Origin of the sequence: Streptosporangium sp. NPDC001681 (assembly GCF_040298085.1) — a bacterium.
Taxonomy (GTDB): Bacteria; Actinomycetota; Actinomycetes; order Streptosporangiales; family Streptosporangiaceae; genus Streptosporangium.
Genome location: NZ_JBEOZN010000102.1, coordinates 1 through 22,281 on the forward strand (window position 1 = coordinate 1; position 22,281 = coordinate 22,281).

The following is a 22,281-nucleotide window of genomic DNA, read 5'->3' on the forward strand; positions in this document are numbered from 1 at the left end:
GCCCGCGACGCCCGGTAGAGGGCGTCGATGATGGGCTCGTCGACCAGGGAGTTCGTCTTCATCCTGATGCCGGCGGGACGGCCCGCCTCCTGATGGGAGATCTCCCGCTCGATCCTGGCCAGCAGGCCGCCGCGCAGGGAGTGCGGGGCGACCAGCAGCCGCCGGTAGGCCGAGTGGTTGGAGTAGCCGGTCAGGTGGATGAACAGGTCTGTGACATCCTCGCCGACCAGCCGGTCGGCGGTGAGCAGGCCCAGATCCTCGTACAGCCTGGCGGTCTTGGGGTTGTAGTTGCCCGTGCCGATGTGGCAGTAGCTGCGCAGCTCGCCCGAGACCTCCTGCCGCACCACCAGGGCGAGCTTGCAGTGGGTCTTCAGCCCCACGACGCCGTAGACCACGTGGCATCCGGCGCGCTCCAGCTTGCGCGCCCAGGTGATGTTGGCGTGCTCGTCGAACCTGGCCTTGATCTCCACGACCACGACCACCTGCTTGCCCGCCTCGGCGGCGTCGATCAACGCGTCCACGATCGGTGAGTCGCCGCTGGTGCGGTAGAGGGTCTGCTTGATGGCCAGCACGTTCGGGTCGGCGGCGGCCTGCTCGATGAACCGTTGCACGCTCGTGGAGAACGAGTCGTACGGGTGGTGCAGCAGCACGTCCCGCTCGCGCAGCACCGCGAAGATGTCGTCCTCGACGTGCACCACCTCCGCGGGCACGAACGGGCGGAAGGTCAGCTCGCCCCGGTCGAGGTCGGCGATCGCGTGCAGCCCGGTCAGGTCCAGCGGCCCCGGCAGCCGGCAGATCTCGTGCTCGGCCACTCCCAGCTCGTCCACCAGCAGGTCCAGCACCTCGGGGGTGATGGTGTCCTCGACCTCCAGCCGGACCGGAGGGCCGAAGCGGCGCTTGAGAAGCTCGCGTTCCAAGGCCTGCATGAGGTTCTCGGTGACGTCCTCGTCGACGTCCAGGTCCTCGTTACGGGTCACCCGGAAGGCATGGTGCTCGACGATCTCCATACCTTTGAAAAGCTGCCCCAGGTGAGCGGCGATGACATCTTCCAGCGGGACGAAACGGTTCATGGACGCCGTGACGAAGCGGGGAAGCCGGCTGGGCACCTTGACCCGGGCGAAGACCGTGTTGCCGGTCGAGGGGTTGCGGACGGTGACGGCCAGGTTCAGCGAGAGTCCCGAGATGTACGGGAAGGGGTGGGCGGGGTCGACGGCCAGCGGCGTCAGCACCGGCCTGATCCGCTCCCTGAAGAGCTTGCGCATCTCGGTGCGCTCGTCGCGGCCGAGGTCGTCCCAGCGCACGATCTCGATGCCCTCGGCGCTCAGCTGCGGGCGGATCCGCTCGTAGAAGCAGGCCGACTGCCGCAGCGCGAGGTCGTTGGCGATCGCCGCGATCCTGGGCAGTTCCTCGCGGGGTTTCAAACCGCTCTTCGTGCGGAGCAGGAGGCCGGTGGCCATCCGCCGTTTCAGCCCGGCCACCCGTACCCGGAAGAACTCGTCCAGGTTGCTGGCGAAGATGGCAAGGAACCGCACTCTCTCCAGCAGCGGCAGGGACGGATCCTCCGCCATCTCCAGAACCCGTTGGTTGAACTGGAGCCAGCTCTCCTCCCGGTTGAGGAAGCGCTCCTGCGGGAGAGGAAGTCCGTCGGGGGTGGAACGGGCGAGTTCAGCGGACATATGACCAGAATGCCCGCTTTTGTTGAACAGAACGTTAATTTCGTCTCAACGGGCGCTGTTGTTTACTCACTTGGCTCAAGCTTTTCCCTCTCTTCACCAACGAGTTTCGCTCGCTTGACGGCCTCGCGTTCGGCGGCCCTGGCCTCGCGGAGCATCACCTTCTCCAGCTCCTTCATCTCCCGCTCGCGGGCCCGCTCCTGCTCCCTCAGCAGTCGCTGCTGCTCCTTCTGCTCCCGCTCGCGCGCCTTCTCCAGCTCCCGCTGCTCGCGGAGCCGGACCTTCTCCTGCTCCCTGGCCAGCTTCTCGGCCTCGCGCTGTTCGCGCTCGCGCAGCTTCTCCTGTTCCTTCTGCGCCCGCTCACGGGCCTTCTCCTGCTCCCGTAGCTCCTTTTCGGTCGGGGGTGAGGGTGGCTGAGGCGCGGGCGACCGTGATCCCGCCGAGCGCGATCCCGGTGGATGGGGGCCGGCGTCGGCCGGGCGCTGCGGCGCCTGGGCGAGCCGCTGCCCCAGGCCGCGGGAGGAGGCGGTGAGCCGAGGGCTCGGGTCCAGCCCGGTCAGGCCGTTCCAGGCCAGGTTGACCAGGTGCGCGGCGACCTCCTCGCGCGACGGCCTGCGCACGTCCAGCCACCACTGGCCGGTCAGCGCGACCATGCCGACCAGCATCTGGGCGTACATGGGGGCCAGCTTGGGGTCATAGCCCCGTTCGACGAACTCGTCGACCATGACGTCCTCGACCTGGCTGGCGATGTCGTTGATCAGACTGGCGAACGTGCCGGTCCCCGAGGCGGCGTGCGAGTCGCGAACGAGGATGCGGAAACCCTCGCTGTTCTCCTCCACGTAGGCCAGCAGGGCCAGGGCCGCCCGCTCCAGCTTGATCAGCGAGTGCGAGGCGGACAGGGCCTCGGTCACCATGATCAACAGCTTCTGCATCTCCCGGTCGATGACGACCGCGTACACGCCCTCCTTACCGCCGAAGTGCTCGTAGACCACCGGCTTGGAGACGTTGGCGGTCGCCGCGATCTCCTCGACCGATGTGCCGTCGAACCCTTTCTCCGCGAACAGGGTCCTGCTGATCTGGATCAGCTGTTCCCGGCGTTCCTTACCTGACATCCGCCGTCGGGGTTCGCTCACGGTTCTAATAATGCTGCTCCGGGGTGTCGAATGCGACGCGAGTCAATGGCGACGCGTGCCATTGGCGACGCTGACGCGTCGCGGTGAGGCCGCTCTTGTCCGGCTCCTTCCCTCGTCTAGGGAGGTCGCTCGTTCCTCGCGAGTTGCCGGCGACGCTAACGCGTCGCGGTTCGGCCGCTCTTGTCCGGCTTCTTCCCTCGTCGAGGAAGGTCGCTCGTTCCTCGCAACCTCCCTCTCCTCAGTCCAGTCCCCGGCGCGGCCTCACGGCCCTGCTCTCCTCAGTCCAGTCGCCGGCGCGGCCTCACGGGTAGTCCCTCGGGGACGGGACCTGGGGCACGTCCCTGGGGTGCTTCCTGGGTGGGCGGCCTCACGAGAGTCCCCGGGGGGAGGGGACAGGGCCCCGGGGAGGGAGAAAGGGAGTGCTGGAGGGCGTTCAGGCGGCGATGCGTTTGGCGGCCAGGCGTTCGGGGGTGGGCCAGCGGACGTCGTAGGCCCAACCGGCCTTCTCGAACCAGCGGATGACGCCGGCGCTGAGGTCGATCTGCCCCTTCAGCACGCCGTGCCGGGCGCAGGTGGGGTCGGAGTGGTGCAGGTTGTGCCAGGACTCGCCGAAGGAGGGGATGGCCAGCCACCACACGTTGCGGGACTTGTCGCGTGATTCGAAGACCTCCTCGCCGAAGACGTGGCAGATGGAGTTGATCGACCAGGTCACATGGTGCAGCAGGCCGACCCTGACCAGGGTGCCCCAGAAGAAACCGGTGGCCATGCCCCACCACGACCAGGTCAGCAGGCCGCCCAGCAGGGCGGGCATGACTATCGTGGTGATCGCCAGGACCGGGAAGAACTTGTGCAGCTTGATGATGTCCGGGTCCTTGACCAGGTCGGGGGCGTACTTCTCGCGGTTGGCCCGATCGGCCTCGAACAGCCAGCCCATGTGCGCCCAGAGCAGGCCCTTGGACACGGCCACGAAGCCGGTGCCGAAGCGCCACGGTGAGTGCGGGTCGCCCTCCTTGTCGGAGAACTTGTGGTGCTTGCGATGGGTGGCCACCCAGTCGAGCACCGACATCTCCATCGAGAGGCTGCCCGCGATGCCCAGCGCGATCTTCAGCGGGCGCTTGGCCTTGAACGAGCCGTGCGTGAAGTGGCGGTGCAGGCCGACGGTGACACCAAGCCCGGTGACCACGTAGAAGACCGCCGCGATCACGATGTCGGACCAGCCGAGTCCCCAGCCCCAGGCGAACGGGATGGCCGCGGCCAGGGCGATCAGCGGGGCACCGACGACCACCCCGAAGGTGATGATCTCGGGCAGTGTTTTCGGCTCTGGGTCTACGTCGGGTTTGGGGCCCGGAGCAGGGCGTTCTTCGATGACGGTCATGCGCTACCTCGCGGTGGCTCGGAAAAAGGCAAGGATTCACGTGCGGCTACGCCACCGTAACCTACGCCATCGTAAGTTAGGAATCCCTAAGCACCAAGTGTGTGGAAGCTGACCCTCTGGGGCTGGCGCCGTAGCGGCTTTGTAATCTGTTCTACCCGCGTCTGACCTGCCAAACGACGGGTTCTCCAGGCTCGTTGCCGGGGCCGCTCGACTTCGTGAGCACGACGGCTTTCAAACGGCGCGCGTTCGGCGCCGCGGGCTCTGTATCGTAGGGGTGCCAGGCGTGCGGGGGTCGCCCCTGCTGTCTGGCCGATCCGGCATTGGGTAATTGGCAGCCCGCAAGGTTTTGGTCCTTGTTGTCCAGGTTCGAGTCCTGGTGCCGGAGCCGTCTCTTATGTCTGCTTTATTGGCTCGGCTAGTCGGCTGGGTGGGTTCCCGAACGGGAAGGTATCCTCACGTTGTCGAGCAGGTGACGGTGCAATGCCCTGGGGGTGGATGTCCGTCATCGTGCTCCGTCATGTCTCAGCCGCGACGCCGAGGGAGCCTCGTCCGTGAGTGTGCCGCGCCCGGCCGCCGTGATTGTCCTTGCCGCAGGCGAGGGCACCCGGATGAAGTCGAGAACACCAAAGATCCTTCATGAACTGTGCGGCCGTACCCTGGTCGACCATATGCTCGCCGCCGCAAGAGGGCTCGAACCCGAGCGGCTCATCGTTGTCATCGGCCACGAACGGGAGCGGGTCCAGGCGCATCTGGCCGACACCGGCCCCGACGCGCAGGTCGTCGTCCAGACCGAGCAGAAGGGCACCGGTCACGCCGTCCGTACCGTCCTGGAGACGGTGGGCACCATCGGCGGCACCGTCCTGGTGACCTATGGCGACACGCCGCTGCTGCGCTCCGAGACCCTCGCGGCCCTGCTCGAACGGCACGGCGAGGACGGCAACGCCGTCACCGTGCTGACGGCCGAGGTTCCCGACCCGTACGGCTACGGCCGGATCATCCGCGACGCCTCGGGGGCGGTCCTGGAGATCGTCGAGGAGAAGGACGCCGACCCCGCGCAGCGGGCGATCAAAGAGATGAACTCCGGCGTCTACGCCTTCGACGGGTCCCTGCTGGCCGACGCGGTCAAGCGAGTGTCCACCTCCAACGCCCAGGGCGAGGAGTACCTCACGGACGTCCTCGCGATCCTGCGCCAGGACGGCCACCGGGTCGGCGCCCACGTCGCGGCCGACTACGTGGAGGTGGAGGGCGTCAACGACCGCGTACAGCTCGCCTTCGCCCGCCAGGTTCTCAACGCGCGCCTGCTGGAGACGCACATGCGGGCCGGGGTGACCGTGGTCGACCCGGCCAGCACCTGGATCGATGTGGACGTCACCCTCGAACAGGACGTGGTGATCCACCCCGGTACCCAGCTGCACGGCCGTACGGCGGTCGCCGAGGGCGCCGAGGTCGGTCCCGCCAGCACGCTGACCGACACCGTCGTCGGCGAGGGGGCGCTGGTGCGCAACGCCGTCTGCACCGAGGCCGTGATCGGCCCCGAGGCCCTGGTCGGGCCGTACGCCTATTTGCGCCCGGGCACCGTGCTGGCGCGCAAGGCCAAGGCCGGAACGTACGTCGAGATGAAGAACGCCCAGGTCGGAGAGGGTGCGAAGGTTCCGCACCTGAGCTATGTGGGTGACGCGACGATCGGCGCCGGCGCCAACATCGGCGCCTCGGCGATCTTCGTCAACTATGACGGGGTCAACAAGCATCACACGACGGTGGGCGAGCACGCCTTCGTCGGATGCGACACCATGCTCGTCGCGCCGGTCAACATCGGCGACGGCGCATATACGGCCGCGGGTTCGGTCATCGACGGAGATGTCCCGGCAGGGAGCATCGGGGTGGCCCGCGGACGGCAACGCAATATCGAAGGGTGGGTCGTGCGCAGGCGCGCGGGCACCAGATCGGCTCAGGCGGCGCTGAAGGCCGCCGAGTCGGAGAAACAGCAGGGGAGCCAGACGTGAGTGAGCGGAGCGAGCGGCCCGGTGGGCGCGGCGTCGCGCGGACATCGATGTGCTCTCCGGCGAGGGGGACGGCATGAGCGGCATCAAGCAGACCGGCGAGAAGAACCTGATGTTCTTCTCCGGGCGGGCGCATCCGGAGCTGGCGGACGAGGTGGCGAGTCACCTCGGAGTCGACGCGGCACCGACCACGCTGCGGGACTTCGCCAACGGGGAGATCTACGCCCGCTACCAGGAGTCGGTCCGTGGCTGTGACGCGTTCGTCATGCAGAGCCACACCGGGCCGATCAACCAGTGGATCATGGAGCAGTTGATCATGGTGGACGCGCTCAAGCGCGCCTCCGCCAAGCGGATCACCGTGATCATGCCGTTCTACGGCTACGCCCGCCAGGACAAGAAGGGCCGGGGCCGCGAGCCCATCACCGCCCGGCTGATGGCCGACATGTTCAAGACGGCCGGCGCCGACCGGCTGATGTCGATCGACTTGCACACCTCCCAGATCCAGGGCTTCTTCGACGGCCCGGTGGACCACCTGTTCGCCATGCCCGTCCTGGTCAACTACCTCAAGGACAAGCTCGACCTGGACACGACCACGATCGTCTCACCCGACACCGGGCGGGTGCGGCTCTCGGAGCGCTGGGCCGACACGCTGGGCACCCCGCTGGCCTTCATCCACAAGCGCCGCGACCTCGACGTGGCCAACCAGGTGAAGGTGAGCGAGGTCGTCGGCCGGGTGAAGGGCCGGACCTGTGTGCTGATCGACGACATGATCGACACCGCGGGCACGATCTGCAAGGCGGCCGACGCCCTCTACGAGCAGGGCGCCACCAACGTGGTCGTGGCGGCCACCCACGCGGTCTTCTCCGACCCCGCGGTCGACCGGCTGAAGAACTCCAGGGTCTCCGAGGTCATCGTCACCAACACGTTGCCGCTCCCCGAGGACAAGAGGTTCGACAAGCTCACGGTCCTGTCGATCGCCCCGCTGATCGCCCGGGCCATCACCGAGGTCTTCAGCGACGGCTCAGTGACCAGCCTCTTCGAAGGCGACAGTTAAAGCTCCACCCCCTCCCCGCTGAACACCCCCACCTCTTTCCCTTCTCCTTCCCCCCGGGTTCACATTTCTCGGGGGGCTTCCATGCGCCCCGCTCTTGACCCGCCCTCAAGAAGGGCAATGGGACGTGCCCCTCACCCCCTTTGAGGGACTACCCGTGAGGCCGCGCCGGCGACTGGACTGAGGAGAGCGGGCCGTGAGGTCGCGCCGGGGACTGGACTGAGGAGAGCGGGGTCGTGAGGTACGAGCGACCCCGGTCGACGAGGGAAGGAGCCGGGTAAGAGCGGCCGAACCGCGACGCGCCGGCGTCGCCGGCAACTCGTGAGGTACGAGCGGCCCCGGTCGACGAGGGAAGGAGCCGGGTCCCAGCGGCCGAACCGCGACGCGTTAGCGTCGCAATAAGCACGGTAGGCTTATCAGGTTGCGTTCGTAACGCCTTCCGCTAGGGCGGGTGAGGGGGAACGCATCTTCCGATTCTCGAGATCCCTAGGAGATCAGTTATGTCCGAAGTGGTAATCACCACCGAGCTCCGCGACAAGTTCGGCAAGGGCGCCGCCCGCAAGATCCGTCGCGAGGACAAGGTGCCCGTCGTCCTCTACGGACACGGCTCCGAGCCGAGGCACCTGTCCCTGCCGGGTCACGAGCTGCTGCTCGCCCTGCGTACGCCGAACGTGCTGATCCGCCTTGAGGGTGCGGTCGACGAGCTCGCGCTGCCCAAGGGCGTCCAGCGCGACCCGATCAAGGGCTTCCTTGAGCACGTCGACCTCCTGCTCGTCAGGCGCGGCGAGAAGGTCACCGTCGACATTCCCGTCATCGTGACCGGTGAGGTCGCCGACGGCATCCTCGACCAGCAGCTCGTCTCCGTCTCGGTCGAGACCGAGGCCACCCACATCCCCGAGGGCGTCGAGGTCGACGTCGAGGGCCTGGAGGTCGGCACCCAGATCACCACCGCCGACCTGAAGCTGCCCAAGGGCACGACCCTCGCCGCCGACCCCGAGGCGCTGGTCCTGATCATCTCCGCGGCCCCGACCGCCGAGCCGGCGGCCGAGGGCGAGGCCGCCGAGGCCGCTCCGGCCGGGGGCGAGGCCGCCGAGGGTGCCGAGAGCGCCGAGTAGTTTTCTCTGCTAGATCTGTCAGGGCGGCCCGGTCCCGGGCCGCCCTGACGCGCGTATGAAGGGGATGCCGATCGTGGACCGCTGGTTGGTCGTGGGCCTGGGAAACCCCGGGCCGGAGTACGTAGGAAACCGGCACAACGCGGGGTTCATGGTCCTGGACGAGTTGGCCGCGCGCGCCGGTGGGCGGTTCAAGGCGCACAGGTCGCGCTCGGAGGTGCTGGAGGGCCGCCTGGCGGGTGTCCCCGCGGTGCTGGCCAAGCCGCTGTCCTTCATGAACCTGTCCGGCGGACCGGTCAAGGCCCTGGCCGACTTCTACAAGGTCGACCCGGCCCGGGTGATCGTGGTCCACGACGAGCTGGACATCCCGTACGGCGCGCTGAGGGCCAAGCTGGGCGGCGGCGACAACGGTCACAACGGGCTGAAGTCGATCACCAAGTCGCTGGCGACCAAGGACTACCTGCGGGTGCGGTTCGGCATCGGCCGCCCGCCGGGCCGGATGGACGCCGCGAGCTATGTCCTGCGTGACTTCGCCACCGCCGAGCGCAAGGATCTCGGGTTCCTGGTCGACCGTGCGGCCGACGTGGTGGAGTCGCTGATCAGGGTCGGCCTGGAGCCGACCCAGAACGCCTTCCACGCCGGCGACCTGAACATCTCAGGACCTCCTCGCTAGCGACGCTGTGTTGATTGCGACGCTAACGCGTCGCGGTGAGGCCGCGTGTTGATTGCGACGCTAACGCGTCGCGGTTCGGCCGCGTGTTGATTGCGACGCTAACGCGTCGCGGTTCGGCCGCTCTTATCCGGCTCCTTCCCTCGTCGACCGGGGTCGCTCGTTCCTCGCGACCCCGCTCTCCTCAGTCCAGTCGCCGGCGCGGCCTCACGGGTAGTCCCTCGGGGACGGAGCGCGGGCTCGTCCTCATGATGCTTCCTGGGGCGACTGGCCGGCGCGTTCTCGCGGGGAGTCCCTCAGGGAAGGCCTCTTGGAGGCGTCTTCGGGGTGTGGCCGCGGCTTCACGGGGCTTCTCGGTCCGGCGACGGATGTGGGGTCAGGGCCATCAGGTTCTGGAGGAGTTCGGCCTGCTCGATGGCGTCGTCCAGGGCGTTGTGCGTGTGCGGTCGCTGGGAGAGCAGGTGCCTGGGCATCTGCCGCTTGGTCGCCCAGCCGATCGGCACTCCCGCCTTGGCCGCGTACAGCGTCTTCATGTCGATGCAGCGCGAGTGCCCGAACGGTGAGGCACCGGCGAATCGCATGAAGTACCAATAAATCCACATCCAGTCGTAGGAGAGTGGGTAGGCCGCCAGCACCGGTGCGCTGTTCCCGCACGCGTCGCGGATCCACGCGGTGGCCTCCCGCATCGCCTCGGCCGGGTCGCGGCCCTCGCGGATCAGCGTCTCCCGGTCAAGCCCGCTCACGGCGAGCGCCTCGGGCACATGGTCGTCGCTGATCGGCCGCAGCTCCGCGTAGAACGTACGGGTCTGCGGATCGACCGGTTCAAAGACCTTTCCGGTCATCCGCCCGGCCACCGCCATACCAAGGCTGACCATCGAATACGGTCCCGGAATGGGGCCATCGGCCTCGACATCCACAGATATGTACGTTTCGGTCTTCAACCTTTGGGCCTCTCTTGTCGCCGCTACCATTACGTAACTGTCTGTCCATGAACGGTTACGCAGGGGGAGCGCGTGCGCGACGTGACCGCAGTCCAGGCCGTATCCGGAGCCGGGTCCGGAGCCGGAGTCGTGCCGGCCTCGCGCCGTCACATGCCGGACTGGGTGCGGGGGCACCGGGCGATGGCCCTCGCCGCCGACACCATCTGCGCCGCCCTGGCCGGAGCCCTCGCGCTGCTCGTTCGATTCGGCGAGGTTACCGCCTACGTTTTCCCGTACGTCATGCTGAGCGCCGCGCTGCCCGCCGTCTGGGTCTGCGTGATCGCGCTGAACCGCGCCTACGAGCCTCGGCTCATCGGCCTGGGCTCGGAGGAGTTCCAGCGGATCCTCCAGTGCGGCTTCATGCTCACCGCCGCCCTCGCCGTCGGCGCCTACCTCACCAAGACCGATGTGGCCCGCGGCTACGTGGTGCTGGCGCTCCCGCTGACGACGCTGCTCACCCTTCTGGCGAGGTACGGGCTGCGCCGCTCCCTGCACCGCAGGCGGGCCCGGGGCAGGTGCATGCGGCGGGTGGTGGCGGTGGGTCACCGGGTGGCGATCACCGAGTTGGTCCGCAGGTTCCGCCGGGAGCGCTACCACGGCATGGAGGTCGTCGGGGCCTGCGCCCCGCGCGACGGGATGGGCGACGTGGAGGGCGTGCCACTTCTCGGCGACTTCTCCGACGTCGCGCTCGCGGTCGGGCAGGTCCACGCCGACACCGTGGCCGTGCTCGCCTGCCCGGAGATGGACGGGGTGGCGTTGCGGCGACTGGCCTGGCGGCTGGAGAAGACCGACACGGACCTGGTCGTGGCCCCCGCGCTGATGGAGGTGGCCGGGCCGCGGATCACCATCCGTCCGGCGGCGGGGCTGCCGCTGCTGCACGTGGATCACCCCGAGATCTCCGGCCTGCGCCAGGTGGTCAAGAACCTGTTCGACCGCATCGGCGCCGGGGTGCTGCTGGCGGTGCTGCTCCCGCTGCTGGTGGGAGTGGCGGCGGCCGTGCGGGCCTCCGGGCCCGGGCCGGCGTTCTTCCGGCAGACGAGGGTGGGCCGCGACGGCGCCGAGTTCACGATCTACAAGTTCCGGACGATGCGCGCCGACGCCGAGCGCCGGAAGATCACCCTGTCCAGTGACGGACAGGGTCCGCTCTTCAAGATCAAGAACGATCCTAGAGTGACCCCGCTGGGCGCCTGGCTGCGCCGCCATTCGCTGGACGAGCTGCCCCAGCTGATCAACGTGCTGCTGGGACACATGTCCCTGGTGGGCCCCCGGCCGCCACTACCGGAGGAGGTGGCCGGGTACGGTGACGATGTCCGCCGCCGGTTGCTGGTCAAGCCGGGCATGACCGGTCTGTGGCAGGTGAGCGGTCGCTCTGACCTGTCCTGGGAGGAATCGGTACGGTTGGACCTGCGTTACGTGGAGAGCTGGTCCCTCATGTTGGACCTGCAGATCCTGTGGAAGACCTGGTCGGCTGTCGCGCGAGGAGCTGGAGCATACTGATGACCGTTCGCGACGATCACACACTCGCCGCGGAGTTGGCGACGACGGCCGGCGAGAAGCTGGCGGCCCTGCGCGCGGAGCGGGGTTTCGACAACCCCTCCGAGCTGCGCAAGGAGGGTGACATCGCCTCCCACCTGTTTCTGATGGAGGCCCTGGCACGGCTGCGCCCGGACGACAGTGTGTTGTCCGAGGAGGCGACCAGCGAGGAGCGTCTCGATCCGCGCAGGCTCCGTGCCGAGCGGGTCTGGATCGTCGACCCGCTGGACGGCACCCGAGAGTTCGCCGAGGAGGGCCGCGAGGACTGGGCGGTCCACGTGGCGCTCTGGGAGCGTGGCACGCTGACGGCCGGAGCCGTCGCGCTACCGGCCCAGGGCCGTACGCTCTCCACCGTCGAACCTCCGGTGCGGCCCGCCCCCGAGGCGGGCGCCAGGCCGCGGATCGCGGTCAGCAGGACCCGCCCGCCGGAGTTCGTCCAGAAACTGGCCGCTCTCGTCGGCGCGGACCTGGTACCGATCGGGTCGGCGGGCGCCAAGATCTCCGCGGTGCTCACCGGAGCGGTCGAGGCCTACGTGCACGCCGGGGGCCAGTACGAGTGGGACTCCGCCGCGCCCGTCGCGGTGGCCCTCGCCGCGGGGGCCCACGCCAGCCGCATCGACGGCTCGCGGCTGGCCTACAACCAGCCCGACCCCTCATTGCCGGATATCCTTGTATCCCTACCGGGACTGGCGCCGACGTTGCTCGCTGGAATCCGGGATCTGCACCGCTAATCCCCGCTAGGAGAGTTTGATGCTTCAGCGCGACTACACCACGTCGCAGCTCGACGTCCTCGAGGCAGAGGCCATCCACATCATGCGTGAGGTCGCGGCCGAGTTCGAGCGTCCCTGTCTGCTCTTCTCCGGTGGTAAGGACTCCATCGTCATGCTCCGCATCGCGGAGAAGGCGTTCTGGCCCGCGCCGATTCCCTTCCCACTGATGCACGTCGACACCGGCCACAACTTCACGGAGGTCATCGAGTTCCGTGACCGCCGCGCCGCGCAGCTGGGCGCGCGCCTGGTCGTCGCCAGCGTCCAGGACTCCATCGACACCGGGCGCGTCGTCGAGGAGACCGGCCGCAGGGCCTCGCGCAACCGGCTGCAGACCACGACGCTGCTGGACGCGATCGAGGAGAACGAGTACGACGCCGTGTTCGGCGGCGCCCGCCGTGACGAGGAGAAGGCCCGCGCCAAGGAGCGGGTGTTCTCCTTCCGCGACGACTTCGGCCAGTGGGACCCCAAGAACCAGCGTCCCGAGCTGTGGAACCTCTACAACGCCAGGATCCGCAAGGGCGAGCACATCCGGGTGTTCCCGCTGTCCAACTGGACCGAGCTCGACATCTGGGACTACATCCGGCGCGAGGACATCGAGATTCCCTCGATCTACTACGCGCACACCCGCAAGGTGTTCGAGCGCGACGGCATGCTGCTGGCCGACAGCGAGTTCATCACCCGCGACGAGGACGAGCCGCTCCAGGAGATGACGGTCCGCTACCGCACGGTCGGCGACGTGACCTGCACCGGCGCGGTCCAGTCGGGTGCCGCGACGATCGAGGCGATCATCGAGGAGATCGCGGTGAGCCGGATCACCGAGCGCGGCGCCACCCGTGCCGACGACCGCGCCTCCGAGGCGTCCATGGAGGATCGCAAGCGGGAGGGCTACTTCTAGTGCTCACCCACCCTCCCGTCTCCCTTCTTCCCGCGCGGTCCCGCGCCGCACGCCGTACGACCTCTGGAGAGCACCTCTGATGGACATCCTTCGCTTTGCCACGGCGGGAAGCGTCGACGACGGAAAGTCGACGCTCATCGGGCGGCTGCTCTTCGACTCCAAGGCGATCTTCGAGGACCAGCTGGAGGCCGTCGAGCGCACCTCCAGGGACCGCGGCACCGAGTACACCGACCTGTCGCTCCTCACCGACGGCCTGCGGGCCGAGCGGGAGCAGGGCATCACCATCGATGTGGCCTACCGCTACTTCGCCACTCCCAAGCGCAAGTTCATCATCGCCGACACCCCCGGGCACATCCAGTACACCCGCAACATGGTCACCGGTGCCTCCACCGCCGACCTGGCGATCGTCCTGATCGACGCGCGTAAGGGCGTGCTGGAGCAGTCGCGGCGGCACGCCTTCCTCACCACGCTGCTGCGGGTGCCGCACCTGGTCCTGGCCGTCAACAAGATGGACCTGGTCGACTACTCGCAGGAGCGGTTCGAGGAGATCCGCGAGGAGTTCACCGCCTTCGCCTCCAAGCTGAACGCGCCGGACCTGACGTTCATCCCGATCTCCGCGCTGCACGGTGACAATGTGGTGTCACGCTCGGAGAACACCCCCTGGTACAATGGGTCCTCGCTCCTGCACCACCTGGAGCACGTGCACATCGCCTCCGACCGCAACCTGGTCGACGTGCGCTTCCCCGTGCAGTACGTCATCCGCCCGCAGCGGGCCACCGACCCGGCCTTCCACGACTACCGGGGCTACGCCGGCCAGATCGCCGGAGGCGTGCTGAAGCCGGGGGACGAGGTCATGCACCTGCCCTCGGGCCTGGCCACGCGTATCTCGTCGATCGACACCTTCGACGGGCCGGTCGACGAGGCGTTCGCGCCGATGTCGGTGACCCTCCGGCTGGAGGACGACATCGACATCTCGCGCGGCGACATGATCTGCCGCCCGAACAACCAGCCGCACGTCTCCCAGGAACTGGAGGCGATGATCTGCTGGATGGCGGATTCCAGCAAGCTGGCCCCGCGCGCCAAGCTGACCATCAAGCACACCACCCGTACGGCCCGTGCCCTGGTCAAGGACCTGCACTACCGGCTGGACGTCAACACCCTGCACCGGGACGAGGCCGCCTCCTCGCTCGGCCTCAACGAGATCGGACGTGTCTCGCTCCGCGTCACCCAGCCCCTGTTCGTGGACGACTACGCCCGCAACCGGCTCACCGGCGGCTTCATCCTCGTGGACGAGGCCACCAACAACACGGTCGGCGCCGGAATGATCGTCGACGCCAAGTAGGCGTGACCGCCCGGACCCATCCCCGCCGCCCGCGCTCGTCGCCGTGGTCTCCTTCCCCGTACGTCACGGGAGGGACGACCCGGCCCGGGCCGCGGGCGGTGCCGTGTCTCCGGTGAGCAGGTCCTTCCCGTCGGGACACACGCTGTCCCGCCCCGGGCGGTCGCGGTACAGCATGCCGGTCGACGTCAGGTGAGGTCACCGCGGAGATGACCGGTGGCCGGGATCCGTTGACGCGCGCGGAAACGATGGAAGCCGATGAGGAGGGTCACCGCGGCGACAAGGGCCATCAGCCCGGCGAGCGAGAGGGCCAGCGTCAGAGGGGAGTCCAACGACGCCGGTGGGCCCCAGCCGCCGGGCTTGGCGGGGAAGGCGAGCGTTCCAGTCGCGGTGTGGTTGACCCGGCCGCTGCGGAGGGCGAGGCGGAACTTCCACGGTCCGTCGGGGAGGGCCTTGCCCAGCAGTACGGTGATCTCTCCGTGCTCGCCGGGCGCCAGGGTCGTGTCGCGGTCGGTCGGGAAGGGGCCGGCGCTCAGCGAGCTGGGCCCTTCTGACAGGGTCAGCTGTCCCCCGACGTCGATGGCGCGTCGGCCGGTGTTGGCGACGGCTGCCACGACCTTCGGCTGTCCGTCCTCGGTTCGCTGCGGGACTATCTTGCCGATCCGGAAGTCCGAGGGCGGTTCACCGCCCGGACCGACGTCGAGATAGACGCGGATCCCGACGCGGTTGACGAGTGCGACGTCGCCCTTCGGGCCCGGGCCGGCCGAGGAGACCTCTGCCCAGATGACGGCGTATCGCTCTGCCCTGGTCGCCCATGCCGGCACGGCGATGGTGGCCTTGACCGGTGCACTGCCGTGCGCCGGCAGGTCGGCCGCGGAGCGGTTGAGCGTGATCCATGAGCTCAGCTCATTGGGGGTGCGGCCCGGTGCGAAGGTGAAGCGGGCGCCGCGGATATCGGCCGCGCCGGCATACAGCCGCACGTGCTGGGGCTTGGACGAGGTGCTGTAGACCTCGAAACGCCGGGTGAAGGTGGTGCCGGGATTGACATGGTCGACGATGAAGGCGTGTGATCGCGGATCGTCCATCCGGTTGGCGGGAATCTCCAGCAACCTGATGCCGAGGAATGCCTCGTCGGCCGGACGCGCCTCCCCCCGCCCGGTGCCCGCGGCCGCTGGAGTACTGATCATCGTGTGCGACAGGAGCGCGAGCAGCGCCGCTGAGACGAGCCGCCGCAACAGTGGGTTAGGCAACGGAGTGGTTCACCGTGCCGGTGTAGGTGCCGGTCACGGCCTGGGCGGGAACGTTGATGACGATGGTCGGGTTCCAGGTGGCGGAGTTGTTGCCGGAGCCGGTTGTCTTGCTGAAGGCGGTGCGCGACGCGCTCAGCGCCTGCGCGGCCGCCGCGTTGGCCTGGCCGGGAACGAAGGTGCCGGTGCCGGCGGTGGCGGTCGCGGAGCCGGACCAGTAGAGGACGTCGGCGGTTGGGATGGTCTCGGCGGCTGTGCCGCCTCCCGTCGTGAAGCCCCCCGAGGCCGCGATCACCGTCGCGATCCAGGTCGCGGTGAGCGCGGCGCGCTGGTCGGACACCGTGATCGAGCCGAGCTGCCCGCTGATCTGGTTGCCCGGCGTGCCGCTTCCGATGCTGACCGGGCCATTGGGCACGGTGATCGTCAACCCGTTCGGGGCGGTCACCGTGAAGGTCACCGTGGTGGAACAGGTGGTCGATGCGGGGCAGGTGTCGGCTTGGGAGGACGGAGCCGTCATCATGGCCGCCACCACTCCGGCGATACCTGCCAGGGGAATGCCGAAACGGTTTCTGGACACTGCTGATCCCCTCCATCGAGCTTCTGCCCCGAGCCGGGCCGTTCTTACGTGATCACATCTTGCTCGGAGACCAGCTCTTGGGAACTGTCTCCGTAGGCATCTGGAAACATTTGGTGATCACATGGTTGCTACTGGTAATTGTCGGATCGATGATCTGCCCGGAGGATCAGTCGGGGCACTCTCGCCGCCTCCTGGATCACATCCGCCCCCGCCGCAGCCGGCCCCCGCGGGCGGCACCGGCCACGTGCCCGTCCGCGCGGGTGCGGAGGTCTCCCCTGTTGTCTTTGCCGGGGATTTGCCGTCCACGGGCGAAATTGGAGAACGCCCCCCGAATCATGTGATCTAGGCTGCCACCGGTTCTCCGCGCGCCACCGAACGGATGCTTCACGCGCATCGCCCACGAGACAGGTAGGAGGGATCGCCATGAGGAGGAGCCGTGCGGGCGCCCCCATTGTGCGGACCGTCCTGTCGCTGATGGCGTCGATCGCCCTGCTGCCGGCCCTCGGCACTCCGGCGGCCTCGATCTCCAGGGCCGCGGCGAGCGCGACGGTCGCGGTGCGCGCCGACCTGCTGTCGATCACCGTGCCCGCCTCGGCGAATCTCGGCAGCGGCGCCGCGGGCGGCACGATCAGCGCCTCTCTGGGTACGGTGACCGTGGTCGACTCCCGGGGCGGAATGCCCACCTGGACGGCGACCGTGTCGGCCACGAACTTCACCACCGGTGGCGGATCACCGGCGCAGACCATCACGAAGGCCGACGTCTCGTACTGGTCCGGCCCGGCCACCGGCTCATCGGGCGGCGGCAACCGCACCCCCGGGCAGGCCACCGCGGCCCAGGCGGTCCCCCTGTCCGCGTCGGTGACCGCCTTCAGCGGGCGCAAGGCGCTAGGTGTCACCAACTCCACGAGCTGGGGGCCGACGCTCGTCGTCACCCTGGCCACCGCGGTCACCGGCGCCTACACCGGCGTCATCACCCACTCGGTCGCCTGAACGGCGGACCCCCGCCCGCCGCCGGACGATGACGCCGGGCGATCGAGGGGCTCCACCGCCCGCAAGGACCACCCGGAGTCCGCAAGTCCACGCCTTCCCGGCACGCGGCACACCCGGGATCGCCCGTCGACGGAACCGGACGGCTCCGATGGCCCCGCCGATGAGTTGGCGTTTCCATGACCAGCCACGAACGCAGACGATCGACGGCTATCGGTGACCGTGGGAGATATTTGGATCGCTGGGGCCGGACAGCGGTGACGAGCATCGTCTGGATCGGGCCTTCAGGGTATTCGTGCCGATGCCCCAGATTCCCGCGTACAACGCTCTGATGCCGCGGACCTCACATTGCTCAAATACGCCCAGAGGCCCACTCGTGTTCCTTTTTGCTCTTTCTTCTTGAAAGGATGTCATGCATCGCTACTCAAGGCGCCTGGGGTATCCGCTGGTGGTCATGGCTTTGGTCCTGGCGGCAAGCACCCCCCTGTCCGTATCCGCCTCCGACGCCCCGCCACACGGCCCTTCCCTCCCACGCCCATGGGTGAGGCTCTGCCTCAAGCTCAAGCAGATGCCACAGCATCGGCATATCCGCTGTCACTTCCCGCCCGCGCCCCGGCCCGCCGCGGGGGCCGGGCGCACAGCACAGACCCTGGGAACGCCGACGATCAATGAGCTGTCGATACCGACCAGCCCGTCGACCCCCATTGGGATCACCACCGGGCCGGACGACGCGGTGTGGTTCGCCGAGAACTACGCCAACAAGATCGGGCGCGTCACCACGGCGGGCCTGTTCACCGAATACACCCTGCCCACCACCGATTCCCAGCCGGCACACCTCGCCGTCGGGTCGGACGGTGCGGTGTGGTTCACCGAGGCGACCGGCAACAAGATCGGGCGGATCACCACCTCCGGGACGATCACCGAATACGCCCTGCCCACCGCGAATGCCTACCCCTGGGGGATCACCGCCGGCCCGGACGGCAACCTGTGGTTCATCGAGGTGGAGGGCAACAAGGTCGGGCGGATCACCACCTCCGGGACGATCACCGAATACGCCCTGCCCACCGCGGGCGCCTACCCCTGGCGTATCGCCACAGGGCCGGATGGCAACCTGTGGTTCACCGAGGCGCTCGGGAGCAGCATAGGAAGGATCACCACCAGCGGAACGATCACCGAATTCGCCGTCCCGTCCTCCGGCGCGATGCCCATCGGGATCACCGCGGGCCCGGACGGTAACCTGTGGTACACCGACGCCAACGGCAAGGTCGGCTCCGTGACCACCACGGGCACCTTCACCGAATACCCGCTCGCCGATCCCGACAGCTGCCCGTGGGGCATCACCGTCGGATCGGACGGCAACCTGTGGTTCGTCGAGCAGTGCGTCAACAACGTCGCCAGCATCACCACCTCCGGGACGATCACCGAGACCTCGCTGCCGACCGCCGTCTCCGGACCGTTCGACATAGCGGCCGGACCCGACGACAACCTCTGGCTCACCGAGGACTACGTCGACAAGATCGCCGTCGTGACCCCCTGATCACGCCGGTCGACGACCGGGTGCGGAGCCCTCCGGGTCCCGCGCCCGGGTCCCCCTTCGTCGTGGGAACGCGGCGCCGGAGGATGGCGCCGCGTCCACTGGGTAGATCCTTTGTCCGTTCTCTGACCTCTCCGTTACGCTCCGCGCTAGCCTCGGCACGTTCCGTATCCATCGGGTAAGGATTCGTGCCTGTGTCTGATAGTCCGTCACCTGCTCGGGTGGTTTTCCTGGGTGGCCTCGGCCGCAGCGGGACCACGCTGCTGGAGCGCCTGCTCGGGGAGGTCCCCGGCATCGTGCCGCTCGGCGAGGTCGTCCACCTCTGGGCCAGGAGCGTGCTCGCGGACGAGGCCTGCGGGTGCGGCGAGCCCTTCGGGGTGTGCCCCTTCTGGGACAAGGTCGGGATGCGCGCGTTTGGAGGCTGGTCCGCGGACCTGGCCCACCGGATGATCGCGCTCAGGGGCCGTGTCGACCGTACCCGGCGCATCCCGACCCTGGCCAGGCTGCTGGCCGAGGAGCGGGCGGGCAACGGCAGGTGGCCGACGCCCGGCAGCACCGAGCTGGACGAGTATGTCGCCGTCCACCGCGATCTGTACGACGCGGCGGGGGAGGTCGCCGACTGCCCGGTCGTGATCGACTCAAGCAAGCACGCCTCGCTGGCCTTCTGCCTGGCGGCGGCCGGGGTCGACGTCCACGTCGTTCACGTGGTCCGCGACCCCCGCGCGGTCGCGCACTCCTGGCGCAGGCGGGTCGAGCGTCCAGAGGACGGGCGTCCGATGACCCACTGGTCACCCTCCCGCACCTCGCTGCACTGGCTGAGTGAGAACCTCAGCCTCGGACTCCTCGCCCGCAGGGGCGTCCCGGTCACCCGGGTCCGCTATGAGGACCTGCTCGCCGCCCCCGCCGACACGCTCAGGCGCCTGGTCGCCAGGATCGGCCTCTCCTGCCGCCTCGACTTCCTCTCGGGCGGCTGGGCGGAGCTCTCGACGGCGCACACCGCCTCGGGCAACCCCATCCGCTTCACGGTCGGCCGCACCGAGCTGGCCAGGGACGACAGCTGGCGTGCCGCCGCGGGGTCCCGGCAGCTGCGCCTGGTCACCGCGCTGACCTGGCCGCTCATGATCAAGTACGGTTATCACAGGAGGCTCGTGTGAACACATCGGTGGGTGTCGTCATCCCCACCCGGGGACACCGGCCCGACCAGCTGCGCGCGGCCATCCTCGCGGTGCTCGGCCAGGACCACTCCGGTCCCGTCGAGGTGGTGGTGGTCGTGGACGGCGGAGATCCGGCCTGGGTCGCCGACCAGGTGGCAGACCTCCTGGCCAGCAGGGCACTGGCACCCGGCCGGCGTGGGGCGCCCTCGCGCGGGGTGCGGGTGATGGCCAACCGGCTCACCCCGGGCCTGCCCGGCGCCCGCAACACCGGCATCGCGGCCCTCGGCACCGATCTTGTCGCCTTCTGCGACGACGACGACCAGTGGCTGCCCGGCAAGGTCGCCGCCCAGGTCGCCGCGCTGGAGGCGGAGCCGGATGCCCGCTTCTCCAGTTGCGCCATCGAGGTCGAGTACGGCTCGCGCCGCATTCCCCGCCTGGCGGGGACCAGCCGCGTCACCTACCGCCACCTGGTGCGCTCGCGCATGGTGATGGTGCACTCCTCGACGTTCGTGTTCCGGCGCGGCGGGCTCTGGGTGGACGAGAGCGCCCCCAAGGGCCAGAACGAGGACTGGGACCTGGCGCTGCGCGCCGCCGCCCAGCACCCCATCGTGCACGTCGACCGGCCTCTGGTCCGGGTGCGCTGGGGGGGCTCCTCGTACGTGGCCCGCTGGGCCGACCGGATCGCCGGGCTGCAGTGGATGCTCGCCCGGCACCCTGATCTGGCCGTGGATCCGCGCGGCGCGGCGCGGGTCTACGGTCAGCTCGCCTTCCACCACGCGGCCCTGGGCCAGCGGCGGGAGGCGGGCCGCTGGGCCTGGCGGGCGTTCACCGCCCGCCACGGCGAGCCCCGGGCACCCATCGCGCTCGCGGTGGCGGCCGGCCTGGTCCCCGCGCGGACCCTGCTCAGTGTCCTGCACCACCGAGGGCACGGCATCTGATGGCGCCCATCACCGAGCGTCCGCGCGTGACGGTCCGCTACGGCCCGCAGGTCGCCCCGCCCTCGGCCGGTCAGGCCGTCGAACGCCTGCCGGTGCTCGCGCGCCACGGCTCGCAGGTCGTCCCGCCCCTGCCGGGGCGGGGCGTCGAACGCCCGTCAATGATCGCTCGCCACGATCTGCTCGTCGCTCCGTCGGAGGTGGGGCGGGCCGCCGATCGTCCGCGCGCGACCGCCCGCTACGACCTGCCGGTGGTCCCAACCGTGATGGGGCAGGTCACCGGGCATCCTTCGGCGCCGTCTCGCTACGACCCGCAGATCGCCCCGTCCGTGACGGGCAAGGCCGTTCACGCTGTGATGTCGATCCCGCCCGTCACCGACCACCGGTCCGCGACCACCGGGTACGGTCCGGTGCCCGGCCTGCCCGGCCTGCCCGGCCTGCCCGCCGTCGCCGGGCGGGCCGGGACGCCGGCCGCCAGGCGGGGGGCGGCGCAGGTCGCCCCCCGCCGGCGCCCCCGGCCGGACAAGGCCACCCGCAGACGCCTGCGCAGGCGCGTGCGGGTGGCGGGCGTCGCGATCGACCCGATGACCGAGGGCGAGGTGGTCGACCACGTGGTCGCCGCGCTGAAACGCGGTGAGGGCGGCCACCTCGTCACCCCGAACATCGACATCAGCCGGATCGTCGCCCGCGACGAGCGGGCCCGCGGGTTCGTCGAAGGCGCCGACCTCGCGGTGGCGGACGGCATGCCGTTGGTGTGGGCGGCGAGACTGCTCGGCACCCCCCTGCCCGGCCGGGTCGCCGGTGCCGATCTGATCTGGTCCCTGTCGGAGGCCGCCGCCTTCTACCGCCATCCCGTGTACCTGCTGGGCGGCCCCGCGGGCGCGGCCGTGCAGGCGGCCTGCGAGCTGGTGGGCCGTCACCCGAAACTGGTGATCGCCGGAGTCGACGCCCCGCCGTACGGGTTCGAGGACGATCCGGAGAGCTATGCCCGGGTACGCGACGCCGTGATCGCCGCGGCACCCCGGCTGGTCTTCGTCGGGCTCGGCTTCCCCAAGCAGGAACGGCTCATCGCCTCGCTCCGCCGGGACCTGCCGGGCACCTGGTTCGTCGGCTGTGGCTCGGCGATCGCCTTCGCCGCGGGCACCGTCCGGCGGGCTCCGGCGTGGATGCGCAGAGGTGGCCTGGAGTGGCTCTTCCGGCTGACCCGGGAGCCCGGCAGGCTGGCCCGCCGCTACCTGGTCGACGATCTGCCGTACGCCCTCAGGCTTCTCGTGGTCTCCCTGCTGCGCGGGCTCTTCTCCTGAGAGACCGTCGTC

At 69.2% G+C, this 22,281-nt stretch carries 19 protein-coding genes and 1 tRNA gene; 14 read left to right on the forward strand and 6 right to left on the reverse strand.

Features of this window, described 5'->3' with window-relative positions; all coding sequences use genetic code 11:
• The 3 genes from ppk1 to ABT130_RS34485 form a co-directional block, all read right to left on the reverse strand.
• A partial coding sequence (ppk1, locus tag ABT130_RS34475; RefSeq protein ID WP_350962670.1) for a polyphosphate kinase 1 occupies window positions 1–1,676 on the reverse strand: 1,676 nt, incomplete at its 3' end.
• A gap of 62 nt (window positions 1,677–1,738) precedes the next feature.
• Complete coding sequence (locus ABT130_RS34480; RefSeq protein ID WP_350962673.1) at window positions 1,739–2,806, reverse strand: TetR family transcriptional regulator; 1,068 nt, start codon at window positions 2,804–2,806, stop codon at window positions 1,739–1,741.
• A gap of 433 nt (window positions 2,807–3,239) precedes the next feature.
• Window positions 3,240–4,181 carry an acyl-CoA desaturase gene (locus ABT130_RS34485; RefSeq protein WP_350926832.1) on the reverse strand — a complete coding sequence of 314 codons (942 nt, stop codon included), beginning with the start codon at window positions 4,179–4,181 and terminating at the stop codon, window positions 3,240–3,242.
• Between the two features lie 313 nt (window positions 4,182–4,494).
• On the opposite strand from ABT130_RS34485, the gene ABT130_RS34490 reads away from it, so the two are divergent.
• The 5 genes from ABT130_RS34490 to pth all read left to right on the forward strand — a co-directional run bounded on the left by ABT130_RS34490 (window position 4,495) and on the right by pth (window position 9,017).
• Window positions 4,495–4,566, forward strand: a tRNA-Gln gene (locus tag ABT130_RS34490).
• 166 nt (window positions 4,567–4,732) lie between these two features.
• The gene (gene glmU / locus ABT130_RS34495) at window positions 4,733–6,184 is read left to right on the forward strand and encodes a bifunctional UDP-N-acetylglucosamine diphosphorylase/glucosamine-1-phosphate N-acetyltransferase GlmU (RefSeq protein ID WP_350962676.1); all 1,452 of its coding nucleotides are present in this window, start codon (window positions 4,733–4,735) and stop codon (window positions 6,182–6,184) included.
• Between the two features lie 73 nt (window positions 6,185–6,257).
• Window positions 6,258–7,235 carry a ribose-phosphate diphosphokinase gene (locus ABT130_RS34500; protein WP_350926829.1) on the forward strand — a complete coding sequence of 326 codons (978 nt, stop codon included), beginning with the start codon at window positions 6,258–6,260 and terminating at the stop codon, window positions 7,233–7,235.
• A gap of 497 nt (window positions 7,236–7,732) precedes the next feature.
• Window positions 7,733–8,347, forward strand: a complete 615-nt coding sequence (locus ABT130_RS34505; protein WP_350926827.1) for a 50S ribosomal protein L25/general stress protein Ctc — start codon at window positions 7,733–7,735, stop codon at window positions 8,345–8,347.
• Window positions 8,348–8,411: 64 nt separating this feature from the next.
• Entirely contained in the window at window positions 8,412–9,017 is a 606-nt protein-coding gene (gene pth / locus ABT130_RS34510) for an aminoacyl-tRNA hydrolase (RefSeq protein ID WP_350926825.1), read from the forward strand.
• A 338-nt stretch (window positions 9,018–9,355) separates the two neighbouring features.
• Here the strand turns inward: pth and ABT130_RS34515 are convergent, their stop codons facing one another.
• Entirely contained in the window at window positions 9,356–9,889 is a 534-nt protein-coding gene (locus ABT130_RS34515) for a 3'-5' exoribonuclease domain-containing protein (RefSeq protein WP_350962678.1), read from the reverse strand.
• Window positions 9,890–10,105: 216 nt separating this feature from the next.
• Between ABT130_RS34515 and ABT130_RS34520 the strand changes: the two genes are divergently transcribed.
• The 4 genes from ABT130_RS34520 (at window position 10,106) to cysN (ending at window position 14,534) form a co-directional block, all read left to right on the forward strand.
• A complete protein-coding gene (locus tag ABT130_RS34520; protein ID WP_451935529.1) occupies window positions 10,106–11,491 on the forward strand; it encodes a sugar transferase in 1,386 nt (461 codons plus the stop codon).
• The gene (locus ABT130_RS34525; RefSeq protein WP_350962681.1) at window positions 11,491–12,258 is read left to right on the forward strand and encodes a 3'(2'),5'-bisphosphate nucleotidase CysQ; all 768 of its coding nucleotides are present in this window, start codon (window positions 11,491–11,493) and stop codon (window positions 12,256–12,258) included. Before ABT130_RS34520 ends, ABT130_RS34525 begins: the two co-directional genes overlap by 1 nt.
• Before the next feature lie 19 nt (window positions 12,259–12,277).
• Window positions 12,278–13,192 carry a sulfate adenylyltransferase subunit CysD gene (cysD, locus tag ABT130_RS34530; protein WP_350962683.1) on the forward strand — a complete coding sequence of 305 codons (915 nt, stop codon included), beginning with the start codon at window positions 12,278–12,280 and terminating at the stop codon, window positions 13,190–13,192.
• A gap of 79 nt (window positions 13,193–13,271) precedes the next feature.
• Window positions 13,272–14,534 carry a sulfate adenylyltransferase subunit CysN gene (gene cysN / locus ABT130_RS34535; RefSeq protein ID WP_350926817.1) on the forward strand — a complete coding sequence of 421 codons (1,263 nt, stop codon included), beginning with the start codon at window positions 13,272–13,274 and terminating at the stop codon, window positions 14,532–14,534.
• 185 nt (window positions 14,535–14,719) lie between these two features.
• Here cysN and ABT130_RS34540 read toward each other — a convergent pair whose 3' ends face one another.
• Together ABT130_RS34540 and ABT130_RS34545 are read right to left on the reverse strand one after the other, a co-directional pair.
• Entirely contained in the window at window positions 14,720–15,781 is a 1,062-nt protein-coding gene (locus tag ABT130_RS34540) for a hypothetical protein (RefSeq protein WP_350962685.1), read from the reverse strand.
• Complete coding sequence (locus ABT130_RS34545; protein WP_350962688.1) at window positions 15,774–16,355, reverse strand: hypothetical protein; 582 nt, start codon at window positions 16,353–16,355, stop codon at window positions 15,774–15,776. The genes ABT130_RS34540 and ABT130_RS34545 overlap by 8 nt, the downstream gene beginning before the upstream one ends.
• Window positions 16,356–16,778: 423 nt before the next feature.
• Between ABT130_RS34545 and ABT130_RS34550 the strand changes: the two genes are divergently transcribed.
• The 5 genes from ABT130_RS34550 to ABT130_RS34570 all read left to right on the forward strand — a co-directional run bounded on the left by ABT130_RS34550 (window position 16,779) and on the right by ABT130_RS34570 (window position 22,269).
• The gene (locus tag ABT130_RS34550) at window positions 16,779–17,345 is read left to right on the forward strand and encodes a hypothetical protein (RefSeq protein WP_350962690.1); all 567 of its coding nucleotides are present in this window, start codon (window positions 16,779–16,781) and stop codon (window positions 17,343–17,345) included.
• A gap of 565 nt (window positions 17,346–17,910) precedes the next feature.
• Entirely contained in the window at window positions 17,911–18,879 is a 969-nt protein-coding gene (locus tag ABT130_RS34555; protein ID WP_350962692.1) for a Vgb family protein, read from the forward strand.
• Between the two features lie 218 nt (window positions 18,880–19,097).
• The gene (locus ABT130_RS34560) at window positions 19,098–20,030 is read left to right on the forward strand and encodes a sulfotransferase (RefSeq protein WP_350962693.1); all 933 of its coding nucleotides are present in this window, start codon (window positions 19,098–19,100) and stop codon (window positions 20,028–20,030) included.
• Entirely contained in the window at window positions 20,027–20,968 is a 942-nt protein-coding gene (locus ABT130_RS34565) for a glycosyltransferase family 2 protein (protein WP_350926813.1), read from the forward strand. Before ABT130_RS34560 ends, ABT130_RS34565 begins: the two co-directional genes overlap by 4 nt.
• A gap of 26 nt (window positions 20,969–20,994) precedes the next feature.
• Window positions 20,995–22,269, forward strand: coding sequence for a WecB/TagA/CpsF family glycosyltransferase (locus ABT130_RS34570; protein ID WP_350962696.1), 1,275 nt, complete (start codon window positions 20,995–20,997; stop codon window positions 22,267–22,269).
• Window positions 22,270–22,281: the final 12 nt, after the last annotated feature.